Raw genomic sequence first — 23,186 nt, forward strand, 5'->3', positions numbered from 1 at the left:
TCATAAACCATATGTTAATTTAAATACTTCTTAAGAAAGTAGGTGAAAACAATGCCATCTATTGTTGGAAATATGGTTGTACAAAATAGTAACGGTTCTTTCAACTTAGGTGATTTTTATAACGTTTCTCCAAAGGAAAATACAAAAGCTTATAATGGTTCAGGTTCATCAAATGTTGCTTTTGTTGCCAATACCTTTAGCGGTGTTAGTGCAACAAACACATACGATTCTGATATTGCAGACCAAAACCAAGTTGGGACAGTCTAGAATTGTTCATTTCCCTCTTCCTCCCTTAATAAAACTCAATATTTCGTCAATACTGTATATGACATTAGATTTTCTCCTTGTTCCCCCTTGGAGAACCGAGCAGTTAGCTTTTGCTAACTGCTCTTTTATTTGTGACAAAATGAAATTTTTATATTAATCTTCATCATCCAACAGAATTAATCGGAGGCATCTTTTGCTATCCCCACGGATATTTGAATAACTTGGCGTTTTCATCCATCTGAGAAAAGATAATGCCTTATTTGTTTTCTTACTGATTTCTAAAATCGTCCCTTCCGCAATGAAGTTATCACCTTGATAAAGAGCGAATATTTGCTTGTCCCACGGGATCATATCGCCACCTCGATTTCTACTAAAATAGCGTTCTTGTTCAACTATCTTCTTCACTTCTTCACGTTCTACAATTCGATATGCAATATTACATATTCTGTATGTTCAATTTATAAACATGTAATAATTGGTTTATAAAATATTTAAAATTAATATCGAAAGGAGAATACTAAATGTCTTTCTTTTCTTGGTCTCCTCTTATTTTCTTAATAGTTGTTGCAATCATCATTTCTATTAAAAAGGCTAAGAAACAATAGCTTTAGATAGTTACAATAATTTATTATTAGGAGGTGTAGTTATGTCATTTGCAGCATGGAGTGCAATTTTTATGACTTTAATCGGAGCAATATCCGGGGCAATCTTTGGTACAATTCCCTCTAGAAATAAAAGCAAAAATACCAACTAAAAAACCTAATAATAAAAATTAATATCTATTTTAGTGACAGCTGATACGATCTTAATATTTCAGCTGTCATTTTCTATTCGTTGCGATAGGTAAGACTTTGAAGTTATCTCCATCTTTTCCCCCGCTTAACACTGTACGTGCGACTTTCATCGCATACAGCGTCCCATCTTATCCTTTTATACTAAAGCAACTAGATTACAAACTTAGTGTTGTACTCACCAACGTATTAATTCCCCTTTCTTACGAAAGGTCACATCATCTTACTCGATCCTGTGAGTTACATCTAATTGATTTAGTTTTCAAAGAACAAGACTAGGGACTATCCCTTCACATTCGTTACATGCTTCGTCGGTACTGTGTCCCCACCTTCACAAGAATGAAGCAATTTCGGTTCGTTAGAACCTTATATGCATCTGTCCGCTAGTAGGCGTTGATGACAGTTTCTTGCTTACCACGTTCCGATTGACTTAGCTATACATATATCCTTAGGTGCTTGCTGTAAGCCTGTTATCTTTACATCTTCATTGTTAGATGTTCCGAATTTCATATTATTTACTCTTACTTTTCGGTAGATAACGTCGTCATTGACGACATACACATTTCTAATGTATTAATAGTTTAGACCCGTACATTCGCAAGTTCGTCAGTCCATTCGGACATTCTCACCATAGATATTTTGTAGCATCCCGACCTATCCATTACCATATGATTTCTCACTTAGGTTTTGTTCAGCCGACTTCACCTAGCTTCATACAATTTGTGACTACTATCACGCCTTGCATGTAGGAGTATTAGATAAGTAGTTTCAGCTCAACCTGACGGCTTTCATTCCTACTTTCAGTCAATCAGTTGTTGTCATCAAATTGATAACTCTCCTATTTCGTGTTTGCACACTTATGAGGAAACGTGTCGCGCAAATAACTATTTTGTTAAGTTTTATCAATTCCTACATTCTCTTAATAAGTTCTGTATAATAACCTTTTCAAAATCATTGTGTTTCTCTCTGCAATACTACTTTTCTAAAGAATCCGACAAAATTTGACAAACACAGTCAGCTATATTTGTTATGATGTTCTAGGTATTTCACTTGACCACATAGAGGTTCTGAAAAAAAGAAACATATTTAATGACTGTTCGAAGAAGGAGAATACAACATGGAAACACAAACCTACAAATACTCTAGACAAAAGATTAATGGGATTTGGCTAATAATTGCTGGTATAGCAATGTTTTTACTTTTAATAAAATATAACGGCTATCCAAATGTTTGGCCTTTTATCATCGTTTATTTATTGGGTATGATTTGGCAATTAAACCCTAAAACTAGGAAAAAGTTAGCAGTTGGTCCTGGAACGCCCGAACAAAAAAAGTGGTCTAATTCTTCAATCATCCTATTGGCCATTTTAGTTTTTCTTATTTTTCATTTCTTTTCCGATGATTATAGAATTTGCTGGTTATTAATTCTTTTAGCTGTAGGCGTTCATTTTTTAACTTTCATTCCAGTACACGGAAAATTAATGCTCTTTTTATCAATTAGTTTGATAATTAATGCATTTATAGGATTAATTATTACTAACGTAAGTCTTGATGTCTTTTTTGTAATAGATGGTCTAATAAAAATCCTATTTGGTGGTATCTTTATTAAGCTAAGCCCTACTAATTTTTAAAAAATTAGTATTCTGTTTCACAGTGAACCTCGGAGATAAGCAGTTAGCTTTCGCTAGCTGCTCTTTTGTTAAGATCTATGAATCCATTTCTTAGGTGAATAACTTTTATAGAAGCACCTTTTTTGGACAAATTTACCGGGTGAATTAGCGGAAATTTCGTGTTATTCTGAACTTGTTGAATAACCCAATACATTCAACAATGCTCTTGATTGCATACTTAGTATGCAACCATCCATCCAGATACCTTAGCTAATACATCCCCCTAATCATTGTTATAGCTAAGGTATCTTTTTAGATGCCCTGTGTGCAGGGCTTTTTCATTTCAGTGATGATGCTCTTTCCCCATCTAATTATCGATGCTTTCAGTCCAATTTCTTAATAAAATCCAAATTTGATTAATATCCGTTATCCTGTCTCTCGAAGTTTTCCGCATTCTTCTCCTTATACGAATCAATTACATCCTCATAAGTAAATCCGTACAAATAGCAAATACGAAAGAAAATACCAAACGCTCTTCTCAAATGCCCCATCGTTGTAGTTAAATCTCTGTACTGACACCATGCCCTTTTTGCAGTCAACACATCTTGCATATACCATTCAAACAGCATATTTACATTGCTAGTATCTTTCCTCATAATTGATTGCATGCTGAATGATGGAATATATACAGTCCGCTTACGCCTCTTAAACGTTCAATCATACTTGGTACTTCTTCAAAATCTATACTTGAATACTTTTTCTTACTCAATATAAAATACCTTTCTTACAAATTAATACGGTAATCTAATATTAACATGGTGCAATTTCAGGGGTAAGTTATCAGAAGACATATGAAGTAAGCACTCTACAAATTATAATAAATTAAATCTTGTTAAAACAAAAAGAGATGTCTTAGTAGTATACCTAGGACATCCCCTTCATTTTATAATATCTAGATTCTATACATATCTAACAATTAAACAATCATTAGATAAATCTTCTACCTAAAACATCGTATTATCATTAGCCGCCTCACTTGGGATCTCCTGAATTACATCCCAGTGTTCAACAATCTTACCATTCCTTATACGAAATATATCGACTATAGCCACTCCCTTATCTTGAGAATTAGCTCGAGAATGTACATGAAGAGCTACTGTATCTCCTTCAGCTACTACACGTTTTATCTCTGCAGAGGAATTAGGATTTTTAACAAAGTCCTCCTTAAAGAAATCCATGAAGGCTTTTCGTCGATCACCAACAAAAGGATTATGTTGCTTATAATCTTCACTTACATATTTAGGGATAATATCGATATTATGTTTGTTAAAAACTTCATTATAGAAATCAACTACCATCTTTTTATTCTTTTCTTTTTCTGTCGCTTCTTTTGATACTGAGGCAACATTTTCGCTCTTTATTGAGTTACCTTTGTTATTACCGGTGGAAGCTTGAAATATCAAAGTCGACACAATTCCTAAAATAAACACAGAAATAATTATTACTATTAAATTTTTCTCTAATTTCATTTATACCTACCTCTTCTATTCATATAAGTTATATTCCATAACATACTTGAAGAAGGAGAAACTTTCCCCCAAATGTAATGTAAGGGGTAATGTTAGGAAATTTCGTTTATCCTAACACTACTCCTTATACAAGGTATGTTAGAAACGATTAACTCTAACTCAATACCTCATTAACAGTTGCACTGTCCACAATTTGAATAAACTTCTTAACCTTATCGTTCTCATCAAACTCATAAAGATGACAAAAATCTGCTATAAATGATTTCCCTGTTGCTTTATATGTGCCACTATATTTCCCATAAACGATAACAGTATTATTATTAAATGCATAAACGTCATCTTTTGCACTATAGTTATCCCATTCCGTGCCAAGGCGTTCATGTACATTTTTCACTACTTCATCTGGACCTATATAAGTCCCCGCATATGGGAACCCAGCAGCTTCTGTCCAAGATACATTTTCACTTAAATATGCTTTGAAAGCATCTAAATTTCCTTCGCCAGTTAACACATACGTTTCATGTAATAGTTTTTGATATTTATTCATATCATTAACCCCAAGGTATTTCTTTTGTTACAACTTTTGCACTTAATTCTAATACACCTTTATTTGCATAGTCAGGATATGCTGTTTCAAGTTTCGCCACAAACTCTTTTGAAGTTTTACTTTCTTCAGAAGCTTGAATTGCAGTTCTCAGGTAATCCATAGTTGCAGTAATTGCTTGATTATTTAAAGATTTTTCAATTGATCCATGGCTAGGTACAATTATATCAGCATTTAATGCTTGTAATACTTTCAAGTTCTCAATCCATGCCTCCATAGCCGCTTTTGAGCTAGTATCCGCTAAGAATACATGTATTTCGTTAAATACATCAATACCACCAATTAATAATTTTAGCTCTTTATTAAATAAGCTAGTTCTGTAATGATCTAAGCCTACTAGTTCAAATGTTAACCCCTGAAAATCAATCGTTTTTTCTTTAAACACTTGAGGTAATACTACGTTACTTGGTGCGTTTTCTCCTAGGGCGCCTTTCCAAACTTTTAATTTACCTAAGACAGAATGAACAATATGTTCAACAGTAGACTCTGTAGCATACACTATAGCTTCTGGGTAAGCAGCTTTAATACTCTCTAATCCAAAGTAGTAGTCTGGATCTCCATGAATAATAAAAATTTCATCTAGAGATAAGTCGTTTTTTTTCAGATACTCAACAATTTCTTTCGAATCAGATTGAGTAAATTTTGAGTTTATTAAAAATGCATGTCCCGCTTTCTCAACTAAGGTTGCAGTGACCATAAAACTTTTTTCGTCTGAACTAAACACCGTCAATTTCACATCTTTTTGATTTGTATCGATTGTTTTAAACATAGAATGTTATTCTCCTTTTGTTAAAGTTATTAAATAGATAACATATTTTTATCTTGTTCCGACAGAAGCCCCCTCTTCAATTTGCCTGAAAGTGTGATAGTACCAGCAAATAGGCGAGAGATGAATGTCCGTTGGCTTAAGCTAACATGTTTGCTACTATAGTCTATAGAAAAATTAAAATTGGACTCTTTTTAAAAATAAGTTGAAACTATGACTGTTATAAAAAGGTTTAAGTCCATCCACTTCTAGCCTTTTTTAAAACGTTAAATGCTATATACTTTAACTTAAAATTTTTTAATATAAATTTTTAAAACGTGCTTCGATTTTATCTGGCGTCATTACCCCGCCACCAATAGGGATAATTTGATTATCCTTTTGTAAAAGCAAAGAAGGATAACTATTAATACCAAGCTGTCGAACTTTATTGAAGTCGTTTTGGGCATCTATTATTGTTTCTTGAGAGTTTAAACGTTCTAATACTTGTTTAGGATCCAAACCAAGCTCAATTGCAATCTTACGATATGTTTCAGGATCACTTAGACTTTGTCCCTCATAATAAAACGCTTTTTGCATAGCCGAAGTGAATTCTAACAAACGGTCTGGCGCTAATGAGCGTAAGGCTGAAAAGCCAATTGCAGCATCTTTCGAATTCATTTTAAAAGTCCCTTCTTCCACCAATTTTTGATATGAAGGACCAAATTCTGCACCTGTAAGTTGATTAATTCTTTTATTCCCCTCTTCTATATATGAGAAATTTTTTATTGGTAAATCATCTAAAAATAATCCTCCACATAAAACTGTTAACGGCATTTCAGTGTGTTCTTTGTAAAATCCTTTAATACTTTCTGAAAATCCATAGCACCATCCACAATATGCGTCCCATACGTATATAAGATTATCTTGTTTCGTCTTCATTTAAATCTCCTACCTTTATTTTTATTAACCAGTCCAGCTATCACTTAAAATTCTCAGCTAACTTTTTGGTTTATATAAGTACATCTTTTTTATATCTTGTTCTTTTATGAGCTACCTTACTATATTTCCCAAAAACTACCCCATTCAAAAAAATCAACTAAGATTTTTAACAAAAGATAACGCTACACATTATTGCCCCAAAGCAGAAAATACTATAGTTCGGAATATGCATTACCTTTAATCTTTTAGTGACTTTCTAGACTGAGCGACAATGTGTGAGCCACCTTCCTTAAATAAATATACTAACCGTATTTTTACATAAAGCAGAATGAATTGTAACCATTTTAGTTACAAACTTTATGTAACTATAATAGTTACAACTAAAACAGAAGTCAATTCTTTTTAAAAAATTTAATAACATAAACATAATTATAAGCTCTATCGAAAATAAATAAGTAGACCTTATCTCATTACACTCCTTTCAAATGTACAGAAATTCTTTGAGCAATATTTTCTTATTTACACAGTAATCCTCACAAAATAAAATTATTATATATAAATATAAAAAGTCCCCTGCTTTATAACAGGAAACTTTTTTGCATATTATTAACCTACAGACCTAAAATTCCTACAATCTGACGAGCTTTAGCATTATCAATATAATAATGCACCTCTAATCCTCTTCTTTCTGTACGGAGTACGGTTCTTCTCAATTTTGATAAATGCTGTGAAACAGTGGATTGAGGGAGTCTTAATATTTCCGTTAACTGTGTAACATTGCATTTTTTATGATGCATTAATTCATTTACAATTTGTAATCGTACTGGATGCGCCATAACCTTTAATAAATCTACGTTCTCTTCCGAAATTTCTTTTACATTTCGATCATTTTTTAATGCTATCATTTCACATTCTCCTTTATTATTTATTTCTATTTTCCTATTATCCTTATAAGTAGTATTTATAGATAAACAGCATTTGTCCTGTTGAGAAAATAAATTACCCTTTCAAAACAAAAAGGACACCTATCCTTAAAACAACTTTAATTACTGCTTCAATGAATTGGTGTTCTCTAGCTTTCTCAGACTATATTTTGTTTTCAAAGGATTATTTTTTCAATTTCTCTCATAATTATTTGCAATTAAATCACTAAAATGCTCTACTTTATTTTTTTCTATAAACTTCATTATTTCCTTCAGCTCTCCCCATGTCCCCTCCTACATGTGTTCTTTTAATCCCACAATAATCTTTAACAGCATTACATGAACCGACTCTACTCTTTCTTTTATAATAAATTAAAAATCTGCACTACATAGAGGATGTTAATTTCGACTAAATTAGTTACTATTTAAATCATAAATAGTAACAGCTTTTAAAGCCGGAAAATAATTAAAAACAGCAGTTAAATAATAAATACATAACAAAAAAGGATCTGCCACTTACTGCGGATCCTTTTTTGAATCGGTGTACATTTGTTAACTCTTACAAGCATTTAATGTGTTACATTTTTTACGTGCTTTAATTTCAGCCGGTTGAGCACCAAGCCAATAAGTTGGAAAGGCAGTCCCTTCAGTAACACCTCCATCACGATGCATGTAATAACGTTCATCATAGTCATTTTTAAAGTTCCCTTCAAGTGCAAGTTCTACCCATTCTGCACCAAAACGGAAAATTTCCGCAGCTACTCCACCAAGGGGATGAAATTCATTCTCATAGACACGCAGCTCCTTTGGTGCTTCTACAAGCTCATAAAGACTTAGTGCTTCTTCCAAACGGGTTAGTTCATCAAATTCTCCTATTCCCATAAAGACTGGACAAGTAATCTTTGGAGCCAATTTCCATAGGTTCATCTGGTTACTCAGCTCGTTTTCAAAAGCAACCTCATCAGTGTAGCCAGACATGTACATAAAGTTTGCTTTGAAACTCGGCTGTGCTCGGTTGAAGATAGTATCAAATTCACCATAAACACCTTCAAAGGTTGCTAAAGCGTTTATACGATTATCGCTTGCAGCAGCCCGCATCCCCCAATACCCACTCATACTGATGCCAAAAAATCCAATCCGATTTGAATCAACTTCAGGTCGCTTGGAAAGAAAATCGATATAACAACTAACTGCACGCTCATAATTAGTCAAATCAACTTTTAGACCTCCTGACACAGATTCGCCTTGACCAGGACCTTCAATTGATAGAGCTACAATTCCACGAGACGTATAATAACGTTGCGCAATCTGTATATAGTCCTCCTTAATCATATCCATACCTGGACCTAATATTACTGCTGGTGCATTACGAATTTCGCCTGAAGGCAAATGAAGCAATGCATATATCTTTTTTCCTTCAAAGTCTAATACTACACGTTGTACCGTTCCTCCTCCAAGTGACGAAATAGCTGCCACACATTCGTTACAACGCTCTCGAAACGCCAATTTTCGGGGATCATCATTAAAATATGAGTATTGCGCACGTCCCCACATAACAGCAGCTCGCTGATACAGGTCACGAGCAGTCACAGCGAATCCTTTTTGTTCATAGTGCTTTGCTCGTTCTTGAGCCTGAGCAGCAACCGTGGCCCATGCTTTTGGTATCATTGCCCCACTCTTTACTTGGGAAAAAACCTTATCAAAATCAGTATGATCGTGTCCTAACTGTTCCATAGTTGCCTTTGCCTCAGGGTGCAAAGCATCAAATCCACCAAGCGCAAGAGCTATGTCTAATGCCCATCCTTGAGATATTGAACGTTGAGTCATAATAATCATCCTTTACTATATCCTTAATAGTTAAGTACTTAATAATTAAGTACTTAACTAAAATAATGAAGTATACTATATGTTTTTGTCAAGTCTATAATCTAAGTATTTTATCTTTTTATAAGATAGCTCCAGATGATTAGATATACTATCGCTTGGAAAAAGAACAGTAAATTCCGCCTTAATTTGACTCTATTCTTCTCTATATGTTAATGTTATTTTTATATAATTAAGTACTTAGTTAATGAGGAAATGGTGATTTTATGAAAAATTCTGTAAATAAATTAACTGCAATAGACGTACTTAGTCAGGCTATATATAGCCTGACTGCAGCCGATGGACGTTTAAGAGGGCGAGCTACTCGTACATTGGGAGCTGTTTCAATGGTCCACGCTCGAACCCTCAAAGTATTAGCTGAAGAAGGTGAATTATCAGTCAAATATTTAGCTGACCGAGCAGAAACTACCGCCGCGGGTGTTACCCAATTAATCAATGGACTGCAACAGGCTGGCTACGTTGAGCGTGTTCGTTCAAATAATGACCGGAGAGTTGTCAACGTCCGACTTACACCTAGTGGTTTAAATTGTCATTTAGAAAGAGAAAAAAAACTAAAGCATATTCTTAATTCGACCCTTTCAGACTTTGATGCGGAACAACTCGAGCAGTCTGCGGAAATAATAAGACGTCTAGTTCGTGTACTTGACCAATTGTAATATATTTCTAAATACTCCTTGATTTCTCCCATCATCAAGTTAAGTGATTTATTACTCCATAAAATAGAAAAATGAATTTAACGACCAAATATATCTGCAATGATATAAAATTTTCGTTATGGAGGTGTAATGTATCTCATAAGAAGAAGGCACTTTTTCAGTGCCTTCTTCTTATGAGGTAAAAATTATTTAGCTAGTTATGAAATAATTATTCTCTCAAATAGACTATATTTATATCAGACAATATCATCAACTTATTGAAATTGTTTTCCATCTAATAAATAACATGTTATATAACTATATAAAAACTCTACCAAGTTACTAAAGGAATCTCCTTTCCCCTATCGAATTATTGTAAAGGGAAAGGAGATGAATGTATGGAAATTCTAGGATTAGATACTCGCGCATTAGCGACTTTAGGTGCACTTGAATACACAAATCGTCGCAATAAATTAGTCGAAGACTCAGACAATAACATATACGAGTGTAAAGAAATGAAAGAAATACTACAATCACTTCCTAAAGAGAAGCAGATTGAGATTCTTGAGAATCAAGCTTATTTTGAAGCAGTGGCAAAGATGATTGAACAAAACAATTTAATTCTTTTAGAACAGATGAAAGCTCTACAACTAATCCAGAAATAACAAACTTATGATTGATTAATCTTACATACGATCCCATAAATTATCTATCTTTATCTAGCATACTAGCCTCTGTTTTTACAGAGGCTTTTGTTATACTCTTTTTCATCTCTTAAATTTGAAGGGTTTCTTTTACATGTATAAATAAATTTTCCAATAAGCCTGGTGTAGATTCTAGTCCCTCCTTCTCACTCTCTTCTGTTACAGCACTTACAAACTCCCACGGTACTTGTGGCCTAATAGTTCTACAAATCGTTTTTCACGCATTTCAAATGTTTTTATCTTCATTTTGAACACCGCCCTTATTTAATACTTTTCTTTCCTACTAATGGTAATATCCGCGTTATTATCTCTTGTCAGTAGATTACAATATTATGTATAATGAAAATATTATTTTTCCAACAAATGTCAATAAAGAGATGCTATAAGTACATACAAAACGTATCATCAGCAATCGATATATTAACAGATTTATTCTATGTACACTCAGATACATACATGGGAATCAAAACTATGGAATTTTATGTACAGATTGAATTAATACAAGATGGAAGATTGGTAGCAAATGTACTCAAGGAAAAAAGAGTGTTCGATTTGATTAATGTTATAAAACTACTTGAAGTGACATCTACCGAACAAATTGAAAACATATTCAGGGGGAATTTCAAATGAAAACATTTGGTAAAGTATTATTAGCAGGAACGTTGGCTCTTGGCGGTTTAACAGCAATGAACGTGGAAACACCCAAAGCTCAAGCAGATGGAGCGAGCGAATTTTGCCGATACATTTGTGGTCCTAAAGAAACGTTGAACAATTTCACAATTCAACTTTCAAATACAGAATACAAAATGGGACAAAATATTATCCTACGAGCAACAAATGATAATGCATATGATGTACATTACCAAGCATCTGTAGAAAAACAATACGATACTGGTTGGGATTATTATGACGCTGATTTTCGCTATGGTTCACTATTACCAGCTGGAACAAACGTATATGAAGATTTTGATGCTGAGACTGGAAATGGTGGAGCAATTTCTGAACCAGGAACATATCGTATGAAAATTGAAGTAGCGCATGCTGATGGCCACGTTGACACAATGTACACAGCGCCAATTACATTAGTAAATTAAATAAGGAGTTCGCTTCACATCTTATAGTATATATTTTAATAATGTCATTAAATATTTACATGGACATAATGGATAATGAAAGGAAGGATTATACCTTCCTTTTTCTTATATTTTAGAATAAATAACGTATCCCCTCCTGAATGTTGTATATAAAAAAACAAGGAAATACCTGTCATGGTAATTAAAAATACTTGATAACAATCAATCATCTGTAATACCCCCTTCATACAAAAATAAGCTCAACAAAATATTCACTTAATACACATGTAATAAGGTCAAAAAATGTAAAATTCAGCTACAATCTCATTCATAATTTTTAAAATTAATTCTCTCCTTCTTTTAAGAATACTTCTAAACTTGATAGATTACGTTATATCGCTACTCTTGTATGCAGAATTACATACCAATCCCTATTGAAAATCATTCTCGTTGTAACTATAATGATTTCAGGAAGTAGTATTTTTATTTCCTTTTCAAATCTCACAATATATTAAAGGAGGATTTAGCGTTATGAAAAAAGTCATTTTAGCAGGGGCACTAGGAATTGCAGTACTTTCAGGTATGAATTTACCAGGGGTAGCAGCACCAAAAGCGAGTGCAGCAACTACGAATTTAGAAATTCAAGAAGTTACAAAATATTACTCTATGAGTTCTTATGAAGTGTCCCAAAAGGAAACATTTAATCTCAATAAAGGAGAAGAACTTACAGTCTTTGTACAAAATTCTGGGTTCCCAATTTCTTATACGGTCTTTGATGCAGATAATCAAATAATTGGCACCTACAATGCCAATTCACCATATGGTCGCGTATTCAAAGCACAAAAAGATGGTAATATTTCTGTACAATTTCAAGCAGGTGCAAATCCTTCGTACATGAAGAAGATGAATTTCACAGCTAAATTTGCAGTTTCTAAGCTTAACTAACAATCACAATTTCATTATCCTCTTTCAAAAAATTAAAAAGGTATATCCCTTCAACGGGATATACCTTTAACTTTAGTGAATTTTATATTGACCAGATAATTGCTCTTGCGCCATACGCACTAAACGTTTGGTAATTTCTCCACCTACTGAACCATTCGCTCGTGCTGTTGAATCCGGTCCAAGTGTAACACCAAACTCCTGAGCAATTTCATACTTCATTTGTTCAATTGCACTTGCTGCAGCTCCTACCAAAATCTCGTTTGAATTATTATTTTCGCGAATTTGCATTTCTTACACACCTCCGTTGAATTTGGTAATATCATGCTCTATTTCCAGTAAAATATGTAAAAAGATCAAAAAAAAAGACGCATTAAGGTGTCTTTTTTCAATATGTTTTTATTTGTTAAAGGAAGTAAAGTATCCACAGGAGTAATTTCCTCATAATTATACAGTTACCACAATGTTCTCTAATGTAATCATGGTTCTAAGATTTGTGCTCCTACAAATCCAAAATCCCCATAACTTCTTTTGTAAATATTTTAAAATCTTTTAGATGTTTTTCAATAATTTGACGAACAATATCTAAGTTTACACTTTGGTAATCATGTACAGCGATATTTCGAAATCCAACCATAGCCTTTAACTTATTTGCCAGCTCTGCGCTAAGTAATCCTGCTGTAACCAATAAATCAAAAGCTTCTCGACTAGATTGGGGTAGTCCTAATTTTTTACCTGCAACAATATGCATTGCTAAATCAATACTCGCTTCACAAGCTCTTTGTATATTCAATATTATTGAATCTTGCTTTGTATAATCCTCCAAATTTTCAGGGTCATTTCCATACACATCTTGGATTCTTTTTATACAACGCTCTATTGTGGAAATTTTATTTAAAATAACCTCATTCTTCATATATAGAACCTCTTTTCTTTATATCATCGAGTACTATCTGACGTTCCTCATTCAATTTTGAATACATTTTTAGAGTTTTCATTTCAAAAATGATTTTCCGTTCTTCATCAGAACAAAATATTGTCTTTCCTGTATGTATAATCTGAGCTTGAAAAACTGTAGAAGCTTCGGATAAATCAACTAAATCAACATCTCTATGAACAATGTTGGCTAACTCCTGTGCTAATAAAAAACGTTCATAGTTCCCTAAAGTTGTGTCACTTAAATAAGCTATATCAATATCACTATCTTCCCGTTCTCTGTTCTCAGCCGTTGATCCAAACACAATTATCCAATAGGGATTCACCGTCTCTTGTAATTTTTCTATAATAGCTGTTATCATACTTTGAAAAACCATTTAATTTATCCCCCTTAGCATACTTGAATTTTATTATATCATAACCATTAATAAATCCTTTAAACTACTAGAAATACCTAAACAATATTAAGACTTTTTAGTACTTAAGACATCACAAAATAACATGCTTATTCCTGAACTATATTACATGAGTTTAGAAATAAGCATGTTACGGTTTTAAATCTTAAATGATTGTTTATAATCCAACACTTTGGATACTTAAAGTACCACAAACCTTTCGATTTTTAAATATGCCAAACAAAACAAGTCCCATGAACATGTAGCTATAATTCTATGTAATTTCATATCCTTAAACCCTTATTTCAATGTAGCTTGTGCTGCTCAAAAAGCATATCTTTTATTGAAATATTTAGGATTGAACACCCAATCAATCTCATAAGTATGCTCACCAAAATGTTTATGAAAAACAATTTGACCAATCAGGATATTTTCATCTATTAATACCACAGGAAAGTTCTTAGCATTTTTACCAATGTTTTCATTCACAAAATTTCTTGTATCTTCTTCAGTAAAAACCCCTTCAGGTATGTATTTCATAACATTGATATCCGACGTATACTCATGGACAGCTTGCCAATCTTTGAACTCAAATTTTCGTATTAAAAACCTTTATTTTTTTACAAACATTTACATTTATTCCCCCCCTTAAAACAAAAAGAACTTGTAGGAATCTCTACAAGTTCTTTTTAGTTCCAGGTGAATATACGAGACAAACTATCTTACAGATTCATCATAGAAACTACAGGGGTAATGCTTTGACAAATATATTATATAACAAATATTAACAGTCATAAATTTCAATTTTGAAAATTATGTGAATTAAGAACGAAATTAGCTTTTTTCTTAACTATTATTAATTTCGTTTACTACTAACTTCTTTTTCCTTAAATAAACTGCTCGATCCGATTTTTTTGCAACTTCTTGTGAATGCGTAACTACAATTACACATTTATCCTCTTGATGAGCGAGCTCCTGAAATAACTCAATAATTTCATTTGCTGTTTCTCCATCAAGGTTTCCTGTTGGTTCATCAGCAATAAGTAAATCGACATTGCAAGATAGTGCTCGAGCAATTGCTACACGTTGTTGTTGTCCACCACTTAGTTGCAAGACATTTCGTTTCGCTTCTACTTCTGTGAGTCCTACCTTCTCTAATAATTCTAATGCTCTTGCTTTTTTATTTTGTACCTTCACACCTGTAATTTCCATTGCCGTTAGTACATTCTGAAGAGCAGTCATATAGGTAATCAAGTTATACGATTGGAAAATTACGGATACATTTTGATTACGGTATCGATCCAAACCAATTTTTCGAATATCCTTGCCATTATATAGTACATAACCGTTTTTAGGTATGTCCAGCCCACAACCTAAACTAAGAGTTGTGGTTTTGCCAGATCCAGAGGGCCCTAAAATCGTGTAAAAATGCCCTTTTTGAAAAGAAAAATTAACATTATCTAGTATCGTTACTTTTTTCCCGTTACTTTCATAATAATAATCTAAGTTTTTAAATTGTAAAATCGTCTCCATATCGAGCCTCCTTATTCATCTTTTAAAAGAATTTGTTTTGGATTTAAGCGTAAAATAGATAATGCTGGAAGAAGCGTTGCTAATATAGCAATAGCTAGTCCAATTCCCCCCATTTTTCCTACATCCTCTCCCGTTACACTTACATCAATTTTATCAATTGGCTCCTTTTTTTGGTCTTGTAGACTACCACCAGGTCCAGCCACCATTACAGTACTATTTTGTGAGGTGTCTGTTTCTTCACTTGCTGTAGCAATTTCACCCGAAAGTAAGTTATCCCCTACGAATTGAGAAACTTTAGCTCCTGTTGTTAGGGATAATCCAAACGCTAAAATAGCAATACATACTACTTCTACTATGAACTGCGCCATCAGTTTCCATTTTTTCTCTCCAATGGACAATAAAATCCCCATTTCCTTACGACGTGCTTTAATCGATAACATAATGATTAATCCTAAGATAATCGCACCTGCAATAGATACCATATAGATAATCATTTGAGACGTAGAAGCGATATTTTCGATAGGACCAATCATTTGTTTGTACAATGAATCTTGTGCATCTAACTTAAAATAATTAAAATCAATATCAGATTTTTTTGCTTCTTTTTTAAATGCATCAATGTCTTGTGGATCGTTCAATAAGTACACAACTTGAATACTACTACTCATACCTTCATCTGTTTCTAATTTTTTTAAAGTAGAGTAAGGCATATATAGTTTATTAGCTGGATTCATCATAGGAGGGGGATTTTGACCCATTGGTTGCTCATTCGTTTCGTAAATACCGATAATTTCAACTTCAAGAGTTTCCTTCTTATCCCCTGATTGAACTTTAACTTTATCTCCTACTTTCAAATTGTTTTGTTCCGCTAATCGTTTTTCCATTAAAGCTACATTCTGATCTTTCATCTGTTCTGTAATTGGTTTCCCATCAATGATTTTACTTTTTCCATTTTTAAAACTTTCTTGTAATAAAGTCTTGCGAACTCCTTCTATCATAAGGGAAGAATTCATATCTATTTCTGAACCTGAACCTGATCCTCCCACCGTTGCCACTCTAGCATTTCCTTTTCCTTCTTCTTCTCCTTTCGAAGCTCCTACTAATTTAAACCCATCCGCAATTCCGAAATTATTGGTTATATAATTATAGTCTTTTACATGCTTTGACTTCGCTAATTGATCTGCTTCTTTTGTGTTGAGCTTCGGCGGCTTAGGCATCTCGCCAGTTTCCCTAGCTTGTTGACCTAATTTGTCAAAATCAAGACCTAAAGTAACATCTGCACCTAGTTTTTTTCTTGCTGCATCAGCAGCTTTTTTTGATGCATTTTGGATTGCGAATCCTGCCAGCACTAAGTTTGTAACAATCAGAAAGACCGCTATCAAAATTAATGATGTTCCTATTCTTTTTTTCATACTGAGAATTGCACGTTTTATAAAATTCATTTTTCCTAACCTCCTTGATAGTTGTTATTCTAAATACACTATCTGGAGTTTATATGAAGATATTCAGTAGTTTATCTAAAGATATCAGGGGTTTATCTGGAGTTTATTTGGAGTTATTCATTGACCTGGTCAACAAAAGTTGGAACACAAGTTAGCATATGCAATCGATTTTGAAGATTGGTAAGGAGTCAGTCCATTTAATGTGGAATGAGGACGAACGGAATGATAGTACATATAAATAAATTCAGCCACCAAATGATTAACTTGAGGATGGGAAACAAATACGGGATAAGTCTTTTTATATAATATATGGCCCATACTGTACAGGATGAGAAACTGTAGCTGGAGAAAATGAGCTTCTTGCATGGAAAAACAATGTGGGCATTCTTTTTGCTTCATCACATGTAACACCTCTGATATATCTAGTACTCACACAAAAAGCACATATTAAAACTAGTAAAATAGAAAAAACCACCGAAAGGTGGCTGTATTTTTAAGCGGCACGTGTTTGATCCGTTAATTTCACGTTTTTTGTTAGTTTTTCACTATTTCGATAAACGGTTACTTTAATTGTATCCCCCAGTTTTTTCTTTTCATATAAATATTTACGGAATTGAACGACATTTTCTATTTTTTGTTCATCCAATGCAATCACAACATCATGCTGTTGTAATCCGCCTTTTTCTGCTGGTGATTGACTTGAGATATTCCCCAACACGGCACCATTTGTTATCTCTTTTGGTAATTTTAATTGATTACGTGCAGAATCCGTCAATTTCTCTACATCTAATAACTGTACACCCATCATTGGACGTTTAACTGTTCCATCTTTTTCAAGAGACTCTAGGGTTGTTTTGGCTATATGAATCGGGATTGCAAATCCAATTCCTTCAACAGCTTGTTGTGCAATTTTACTCGAATTAATTCCAATGACTTCACCCTGTTCATTAAACAAAGCTCCTCCACTATTTCCAGGATTAATAGCTGCATCTGTTTGAATGACCTGTGCTTGCCAATCCACTTGTTGATTTCCAAGGGTACTAACAGGTATTTCTCGTTCCTTGCTACTAATAATCCCCTTTGTTACACTCCCTTCTAGCCCTAATGGATTCCCAATGGCTATCACAGTTTCCCCTGTACGAATTTTTTCTGAGTCTCCAAGTGTTGCGACTCTATTTACATCTGTACCGTCAATTTCTAATACAGCTAAATCTAATAAGGGATCTGTTCCTACTACTTTAGCGGTCACCTTTTTACCGTTATTCAATTTCACTTCTATTTTATTCGCACCGTCTATCACATGATTATTTGTAACAATAAAAGCCTTATTACCTGTTTTTTTATATATGACCCCTGACCCTGAACCAGCTTCTTCTGATTGTGCTTGCGTATTAAATGGATCTGTATTTTTTTTATAGTTAATGACACCTATTACAACTTCTTTTGCAGATTCAATCATATTTTGAAGATTGCTCACATCTTCTGGTTTGTAAGAGGTCGGCGTAACCTGATTTACTTCGTTATGTTTAGGAGATTGGTCTGCATTTCCTTTGATTTCATTTATATAAGGGATGGTCAATCCAATGGTAATTACACCAATCATTGCACCAATTATTCCTGTGAAAAAATACCCTGTTTTTTTATAGGCTTTATCCCTATTGTTTTCTGTTTGATTTGTATCATAATGTCCCATTGTGAACATCCCTTTCTCCTTTAATTTCAATTGAATATTTTTATGTTCATATTTGAATTACGATGTATGAATGTGATATTTAGGAATCACCATTTCAAAAAAAATTTCACCTTTAGGCATGGTTTAGATATAAATCAACTGTTTTTTCGCAGGAATAACATTATATTTAAATTTCTCTATAAATACATGTATGACGATATTCAACCCCACCTCGAGCTGGTCTCTAAAAAAAGAGCCTATTCGGCTCTCATCAAATCAATTATTCAATGTACATAGCATGTTATACGGGTATTGGCACAAAGCAGCAAGAAGGAATCATAACCTCAATTAGATTCTTTACTCTTTTGTTATAAACTTAGAGCCGAAAGTTCTCGTGAGAATGGATGGTAATAGGTTTGCGTGTAAATAAGAAGGAAGGGATAAAAATTGATAGATTGTGTATGTCGTCAACATCATGTATCATTCCTTTCTATTTGATACATGTAGCATACAAACCTAATCTGTATTCTATATGGAGTTAATCTAGAGTTATAGTAAAGATTTTCAGTACCTAGCTATTGAATACACGAAAAAGAAAGAATCAATTTGATTCTCTCTATTTTTGTTCACTAGACTTATATAGCTTTCTTTTATTTACACTTGTATATTTATTTAAGTACGGTGCTAATTTCAATTTTTGTTTTTTCTCTTTTATGCGACCATTATTCGAATGAGGGGCCATCCACAGTTGTACATCTAATAAAGAAAGAATGATGTTTGCTTCCAGTGACATCTTGATTACCTCCCTCTGTCTTGTTATGTATATAACCTATCTCATGCATCTGGAGCTGATTTGAAATACATGTAGTTTTCCTGTGAAGTTTTTATAGTGTTTCTATGTATTCTAATTCGTCTCCACATCAGCTCCAGATTGGAGGATTATAATGACTACAAGAGGTGATATAACGATGAACTATCATATTCTGGTGGTAGAAGATGATCAAGAAATACAAGAATTAATCAAACAATTTTTAATGACACAACAGTATAAAGTTATAGTTGCTTCAGATGGATTAGAGGGCATGAAACAATTTAATAAGCAGTCCTTCGATTTAATTCTTCTAGATGTGATGATGCCAAACCTGAATGGATTTGAAGTTGCCAAAATGATTCGAAGTCAGTCAAATATACCAATTATTATGCTAACTGCGCTAGAAGAAGAACAAGATCAAATGAAAGGATTTGATCTTGGAATCGATGATTATATTACGAAACCTTTTTCTTTTCATGTTTTGATGAGACGAGTCGAAGCAGTACTGAGAAGAAGTAATAATCAAAGTACGGATAATCATTTTGTATTTAGAGAACTACATGTCGATGGCGATGCATATAAAGTATATGTAAATAAAGTTGAGGTTCCCCTAACGACAAAAGAATTTGAAATTTTGCAACTACTACTTCAAAATGAAAAAAAGGTACTCACAAGAGAAAATATCGTAGAAAAAATTTGGGGATATGAGTATGCCGGAGACACACGAATGATTGATACGCATATGAAAAACATACGAAAAAAATTAGATATACCCTACATTAAAACAGTAAAGGGCATTGGTTATAAAATCGATGAATAGGATTGTAAAGATCATGAAGATGAAGAGAATTACCTATAAACTCTTTATGACTACATCCCTCATTTTGTTAGCCTTTGCAACCTTAATTTATGTAACTTTATACTTCTTTCTCCCTAAATTTTATGAGAAATACAAAACAGATCAGCTTCAAACGGGAATCGAAGAAATAATTGATAAATCTAAAGATCTTCCGCTTCAAAATGCAACACCACTTGTTGATGAATACGCACAAAAAAATAATGCAGTGATATATCTTCAAGATAATGAGGGAAGGGTTATTTATTATCCTTTTCTTCAAAGTACTATTCAAGGGAGTACTATTCAAGGGGGGACTGTTCAGGGGGGGACTGTTCAGGGGGGTACTCCAGCAAAAGGTTTTGTTACAACAGTACCAATAAAGGGTTTGGCTCAATCTCGTAATTCATATGAGGCTACCAAGCCAATACAATTCCAAGATGTTAACTTAACGCTTGTAGTGTTCGCAACATTTCAACCGATCGATGAAGCTTCACAGGTCTTGGTACGTTTTCTACCCTATATTAGTATCATTGTACTGGTTATTGGTTTAGGAAGTGCTTATCTCTATTCAAGATTTATTACTAAACCACTTATTTATATTAATGAAGGTGCACAAAAGATGGCAAACTTGGATTTCTCCGAAAAAATTGAGGTTCGTTCTATGGATGAATTAGGGGAATTGTCCAATAGCTTGAATGATATGTCCATAAATTTACAACAGGCAATTTTTGATTTACAAAAAGCGAATCATCAATTGAAAAGCGATATTGAAAAAGAAAGAGAAATAGAGGCAAAGCGAAGGGAATTCTTTGCTATTGTAGCACATGAATTAAAAACTCCTCTTACTGTTATGAAAGGTTACTTAGAAGGGATGATATACAATATCGGCCCTTATCAAAATCGTGACCAATATTTAAAGAAAAATCATCAAATAATTGGAAGTATGGAACAACTGGTTCGCGAAATTTTAAGCACGTCAAAACTAGAACAACATACCTTTAAACCACAAGTAGAAGAAGTAAATCTTTCGAAGTTAATAGGTACAATCACAAAAGACCTCGAATTTTTTGCTTCTCAAAAAGACATTCAAATAATAAAAGAAGTCGATTCTGACATTTTTGTTTATACGGATCGTGTTCTTTTAGAAAAAGCTTGTAAAAACATCATTCATAATGCGATTATGTATTCACCACTTAACGAAAAGGTCTATATAAAGTTAAGCCAAAAATCTAAGCAAAACTATATCGAAATGCAAGTCCTTAATACAGGTGTCGAAATTAAAGAAGAGAATATACAACATATATTCGAACCCTTTTATCGAATCGAAAAGTCAAGAAATCGAAATACTGGAGGGAGTGGCTTAGGATTATATATTGTAAAACAAATTTTCGAATCCCTTTCTATCACGTATTCTATGAATAATACCAAACAAGGCGTACAATTTTTAGTTACCATTCCATTATCCAGCAAATAAACAACAAAAGAGTCTCAATCTCATTTCATCCTATAGAAATAAGATTGAGATTTTTCATATAGGATACCGTCACATTGATAAAAAGAGTTACTTAAAATATAAGTTATATTCTAATATTTTATCATTTTAGCCAAGAAGACTCCTTCCTCAAGGAACGCGAAGTGAGTAGGTGGGAGATGAATTGGCTTCGGACAAGGGATGGCAGGAAGCCATCTTAATTGTTCGACAGACATAAACTGTTACTTCACTACCTATCGAATGTACGTTTGTTGTATAATAGAAACATACCGAAATGGAGGTGAAATGAATGATGATTAATAAAGCATATAAATTTCGTATCTATCCAAATAAAGCACAAGCAACCCTAATCAATAAAACGATTGGCTGTTCTCGTTTTGTATTCAATCATTTCCTATCTCTATGGGATCATGCATACAAAGAAACAGGGAAAGGTTTGACATATGGTACATGCTCTGCCAAACTCCCTGCCATGAAGAAAGAGTTTGTTTGGCTAAAAGAAGTGGATAGTATCGCGATTCAGTCGTCTGTTCGCAACCTTGCGGATGCTTATACACGCCTTTTCAAAAAACAAAACAATGCCCCGCGTTTCAAATCTAAGAAGAACAACGTACAATCTTATACCACAAAACAAACAAATGAAAACATTGCCGTTGTAGGAAACAAAATAAAATTGCCAAAACTAGGTCTTGTTCGATTTGCCAAAAGTCGTGAAGTAAAGGGACGTATTGTAAATGCTACAGTTAGACGGAACCCTTCTGGCAGATACTTTGTGTCATTGTTAGTTGAAACAGAAGTGCGAGAACTTCCGAAAACAAACTCTTACATTGGAATGGATGTGGGACTAAAAGATTTCGCCATTTTGTCAGATGGAACAACCTATAAAAATCCGAAGTTTTTTCGATCATTAGAAGAGAAGTTGGCAAAAGCACAGCGTGTTCTTTCTAGAAGAATGAAAGGATCTTCTCGCTGGAATAAACAACGAGTAAAAGTAGCTAGAATTCATGAATACATGACGAATGCTAGAAAAGATTACTTGGACAAAATCTCGACTGAAATCATCAAAAACCACGATGTTATCGGTATAGAGGATTTGCAAGTATCAAATATGTTAAAGAATCATAAGTTAGCAAAAGCAATTAGTGAGGTATCATGGTCTCAGTTTCGAACTATGTTGGAATACAAAGCAAAATGGTACGGCAAACAAGTCATTGTCGTATCGAAAACATTTGCTTCCAGCCAATTATGTTCTTGTTGTGGATATCAAAACAAAGACGTTAAAAATCTAAACCTACGTAAATGGGACTGCCCTTCTTGCCTTACACACCATGATAGGGATATTAACGCAAGTATCAATCTAAAGAATGAAGCGATAAGGCTTCTAACCGCAAGGACTGTGGAGATAGCCTAATAAATTAGAGT

Annotated in this window: 23 protein-coding genes and 3 pseudogenes; 10 read left to right on the forward strand and 16 right to left on the reverse strand. The window is 33.5% G+C overall.

The window, feature by feature from the left end:
- Positions 1-51 precede the first annotated feature (51 nt).
- The gene (locus QCI77_RS27965; RefSeq protein ID WP_098855789.1) at positions 52-267 is read left to right on the forward strand and encodes a spore germination protein; all 216 of its coding nucleotides are present in this window, start codon (positions 52-54) and stop codon (positions 265-267) included.
- A 153-nt stretch (positions 268-420) separates the two neighbouring features.
- On the opposite strand, the gene QCI77_RS27970 is transcribed toward QCI77_RS27965, so the two are convergent.
- Positions 421-672, reverse strand: coding sequence for a hypothetical protein (locus tag QCI77_RS27970; RefSeq protein WP_353825822.1), 252 nt, complete (start codon positions 670-672; stop codon positions 421-423).
- A gap of 156 nt (positions 673-828) precedes the next feature.
- Between QCI77_RS27970 and QCI77_RS27975 the strand changes: the two are divergent.
- A pseudogene (locus tag QCI77_RS27975) lies at positions 829-1,021 on the forward strand (hypothetical protein).
- 1,154 nt (positions 1,022-2,175) lie between these two features.
- Positions 2,176-2,688: a DUF6609 family protein gene (locus QCI77_RS27980; RefSeq protein ID WP_353825823.1), complete on the forward strand. Its 513-nt coding sequence runs from the start codon at positions 2,176-2,178 to the stop codon at positions 2,686-2,688.
- A gap of 395 nt (positions 2,689-3,083) precedes the next feature.
- Here the strand turns inward: QCI77_RS27980 and QCI77_RS27985 are convergent.
- The 7 genes and pseudogenes from QCI77_RS27985 to QCI77_RS28015 form a co-directional block, all read right to left on the reverse strand.
- Positions 3,084-3,350: pseudogene (locus QCI77_RS27985) on the reverse strand (dUTP diphosphatase); the annotation flags it as partial.
- 321 nt (positions 3,351-3,671) lie between these two features.
- A complete protein-coding gene (locus QCI77_RS27990) occupies positions 3,672-4,196 on the reverse strand; it encodes a nuclear transport factor 2 family protein (RefSeq protein ID WP_353825824.1) in 525 nt (174 codons plus the stop codon).
- 154 nt (positions 4,197-4,350) lie between these two features.
- A complete protein-coding gene (locus QCI77_RS27995) occupies positions 4,351-4,743 on the reverse strand; it encodes a nuclear transport factor 2 family protein (protein WP_353825825.1) in 393 nt (130 codons plus the stop codon).
- Positions 4,744-4,747: 4 nt separating this feature from the next.
- Entirely contained in the window at positions 4,748-5,569 is an 822-nt protein-coding gene (locus QCI77_RS28000) for an MBL fold metallo-hydrolase (protein ID WP_353825826.1), read from the reverse strand.
- Between the two features lie 294 nt (positions 5,570-5,863).
- On the reverse strand, positions 5,864-6,484 hold the full coding sequence (locus tag QCI77_RS28005) for a DsbA family protein (RefSeq protein ID WP_353825827.1): 621 nt from the start codon (positions 6,482-6,484) through the stop codon (positions 5,864-5,866).
- 611 nt (positions 6,485-7,095) lie between these two features.
- Positions 7,096-7,389 carry an ArsR/SmtB family transcription factor gene (locus QCI77_RS28010; RefSeq protein ID WP_002169559.1) on the reverse strand — a complete coding sequence of 98 codons (294 nt, stop codon included), beginning with the start codon at positions 7,387-7,389 and terminating at the stop codon, positions 7,096-7,098.
- Between the two features lie 570 nt (positions 7,390-7,959).
- Positions 7,960-9,234: an alpha/beta hydrolase gene (locus QCI77_RS28015; RefSeq protein ID WP_353825828.1), complete on the reverse strand. Its 1,275-nt coding sequence runs from the start codon at positions 9,232-9,234 to the stop codon at positions 7,960-7,962.
- 263 nt (positions 9,235-9,497) lie between these two features.
- Between QCI77_RS28015 and QCI77_RS28020 the strand changes: the two genes are divergently transcribed.
- The 4 genes from QCI77_RS28020 (at position 9,498) to QCI77_RS28035 (ending at position 12,648) form a co-directional block, all read left to right on the forward strand.
- Positions 9,498-9,947 carry a MarR family winged helix-turn-helix transcriptional regulator gene (locus QCI77_RS28020; RefSeq protein ID WP_353825829.1) on the forward strand — a complete coding sequence of 150 codons (450 nt, stop codon included), beginning with the start codon at positions 9,498-9,500 and terminating at the stop codon, positions 9,945-9,947.
- Positions 9,948-10,324: 377 nt separating this feature from the next.
- A complete protein-coding gene (locus QCI77_RS28025) occupies positions 10,325-10,591 on the forward strand; it encodes a hypothetical protein (protein ID WP_113735992.1) in 267 nt (88 codons plus the stop codon).
- 665 nt (positions 10,592-11,256) lie between these two features.
- On the forward strand, positions 11,257-11,724 hold the full coding sequence (locus QCI77_RS28030; RefSeq protein WP_353825830.1) for a hypothetical protein: 468 nt from the start codon (positions 11,257-11,259) through the stop codon (positions 11,722-11,724).
- Between the two features lie 510 nt (positions 11,725-12,234).
- Positions 12,235-12,648 carry a hypothetical protein gene (locus QCI77_RS28035; protein ID WP_353825831.1) on the forward strand — a complete coding sequence of 138 codons (414 nt, stop codon included), beginning with the start codon at positions 12,235-12,237 and terminating at the stop codon, positions 12,646-12,648.
- A 72-nt stretch (positions 12,649-12,720) separates the two neighbouring features.
- Here the strand turns inward: QCI77_RS28035 and QCI77_RS28040 are convergent, their stop codons facing one another.
- From QCI77_RS28040 to QCI77_RS28075, 8 genes and pseudogenes are all read right to left on the reverse strand, one after another.
- Positions 12,721-12,936 (reverse strand): alpha/beta-type small acid-soluble spore protein, encoded by a 216-nt coding sequence (locus QCI77_RS28040; RefSeq protein ID WP_001167057.1) that lies wholly within the window; start codon positions 12,934-12,936, stop codon positions 12,721-12,723.
- 211 nt (positions 12,937-13,147) lie between these two features.
- The gene (gene hepT / locus QCI77_RS28045; protein ID WP_070128895.1) at positions 13,148-13,561 is read right to left on the reverse strand and encodes a type VII toxin-antitoxin system HepT family RNase toxin; all 414 of its coding nucleotides are present in this window, start codon (positions 13,559-13,561) and stop codon (positions 13,148-13,150) included.
- A complete protein-coding gene (mntA, locus tag QCI77_RS28050) occupies positions 13,551-13,958 on the reverse strand; it encodes a type VII toxin-antitoxin system MntA family adenylyltransferase antitoxin (protein ID WP_353825832.1) in 408 nt (135 codons plus the stop codon). Before mntA ends, hepT begins: the two co-directional genes overlap by 11 nt.
- Before the next feature lie 321 nt (positions 13,959-14,279).
- Positions 14,280-14,579: pseudogene (locus tag QCI77_RS28055) on the reverse strand (GNAT family N-acetyltransferase); the annotation flags it as partial.
- Between the two features lie 243 nt (positions 14,580-14,822).
- The gene (locus QCI77_RS28060) at positions 14,823-15,509 is read right to left on the reverse strand and encodes an ABC transporter ATP-binding protein (protein ID WP_002150937.1); all 687 of its coding nucleotides are present in this window, start codon (positions 15,507-15,509) and stop codon (positions 14,823-14,825) included.
- A gap of 11 nt (positions 15,510-15,520) precedes the next feature.
- Positions 15,521-16,951 (reverse strand): ABC transporter permease, encoded by a 1,431-nt coding sequence (locus QCI77_RS28065; RefSeq protein WP_353825833.1) that lies wholly within the window; start codon positions 16,949-16,951, stop codon positions 15,521-15,523.
- Positions 16,952-17,444: 493 nt separating this feature from the next.
- Positions 17,445-18,653 (reverse strand): S1C family serine protease, encoded by a 1,209-nt coding sequence (locus tag QCI77_RS28070; RefSeq protein ID WP_353825834.1) that lies wholly within the window; start codon positions 18,651-18,653, stop codon positions 17,445-17,447.
- Positions 18,654-19,239: 586 nt separating this feature from the next.
- A complete protein-coding gene (locus QCI77_RS28075) occupies positions 19,240-19,416 on the reverse strand; it encodes a hypothetical protein (protein WP_002017115.1) in 177 nt (58 codons plus the stop codon).
- A 151-nt stretch (positions 19,417-19,567) separates the two neighbouring features.
- Here QCI77_RS28075 and QCI77_RS28080 point away from each other — a divergent pair, with 151 nt between their 5' ends.
- The 3 genes from QCI77_RS28080 to tnpB all read left to right on the forward strand — a co-directional run bounded on the left by QCI77_RS28080 (position 19,568) and on the right by tnpB (position 23,175).
- On the forward strand, positions 19,568-20,254 hold the full coding sequence (locus QCI77_RS28080; RefSeq protein WP_002169576.1) for a response regulator transcription factor: 687 nt from the start codon (positions 19,568-19,570) through the stop codon (positions 20,252-20,254).
- Positions 20,255-20,267: 13 nt separating this feature from the next.
- Complete coding sequence (locus tag QCI77_RS28085; protein ID WP_353825835.1) at positions 20,268-21,746, forward strand: sensor histidine kinase; 1,479 nt, start codon at positions 20,268-20,270, stop codon at positions 21,744-21,746.
- A 307-nt stretch (positions 21,747-22,053) separates the two neighbouring features.
- Positions 22,054-23,175, forward strand: coding sequence for an IS200/IS605 family element RNA-guided endonuclease TnpB (gene tnpB / locus QCI77_RS28090; RefSeq protein ID WP_353825836.1), 1,122 nt, complete (start codon positions 22,054-22,056; stop codon positions 23,173-23,175).
- Positions 23,176-23,186 lie beyond the last annotated feature (11 nt).

Origin of the sequence: Bacillus cereus group sp. MG9 (genome assembly GCF_040459995.1) — a bacterium.
Classification (GTDB): Bacteria; Bacillota; Bacilli; order Bacillales; family Bacillaceae_G; genus Bacillus_A; species Bacillus_A mycoides.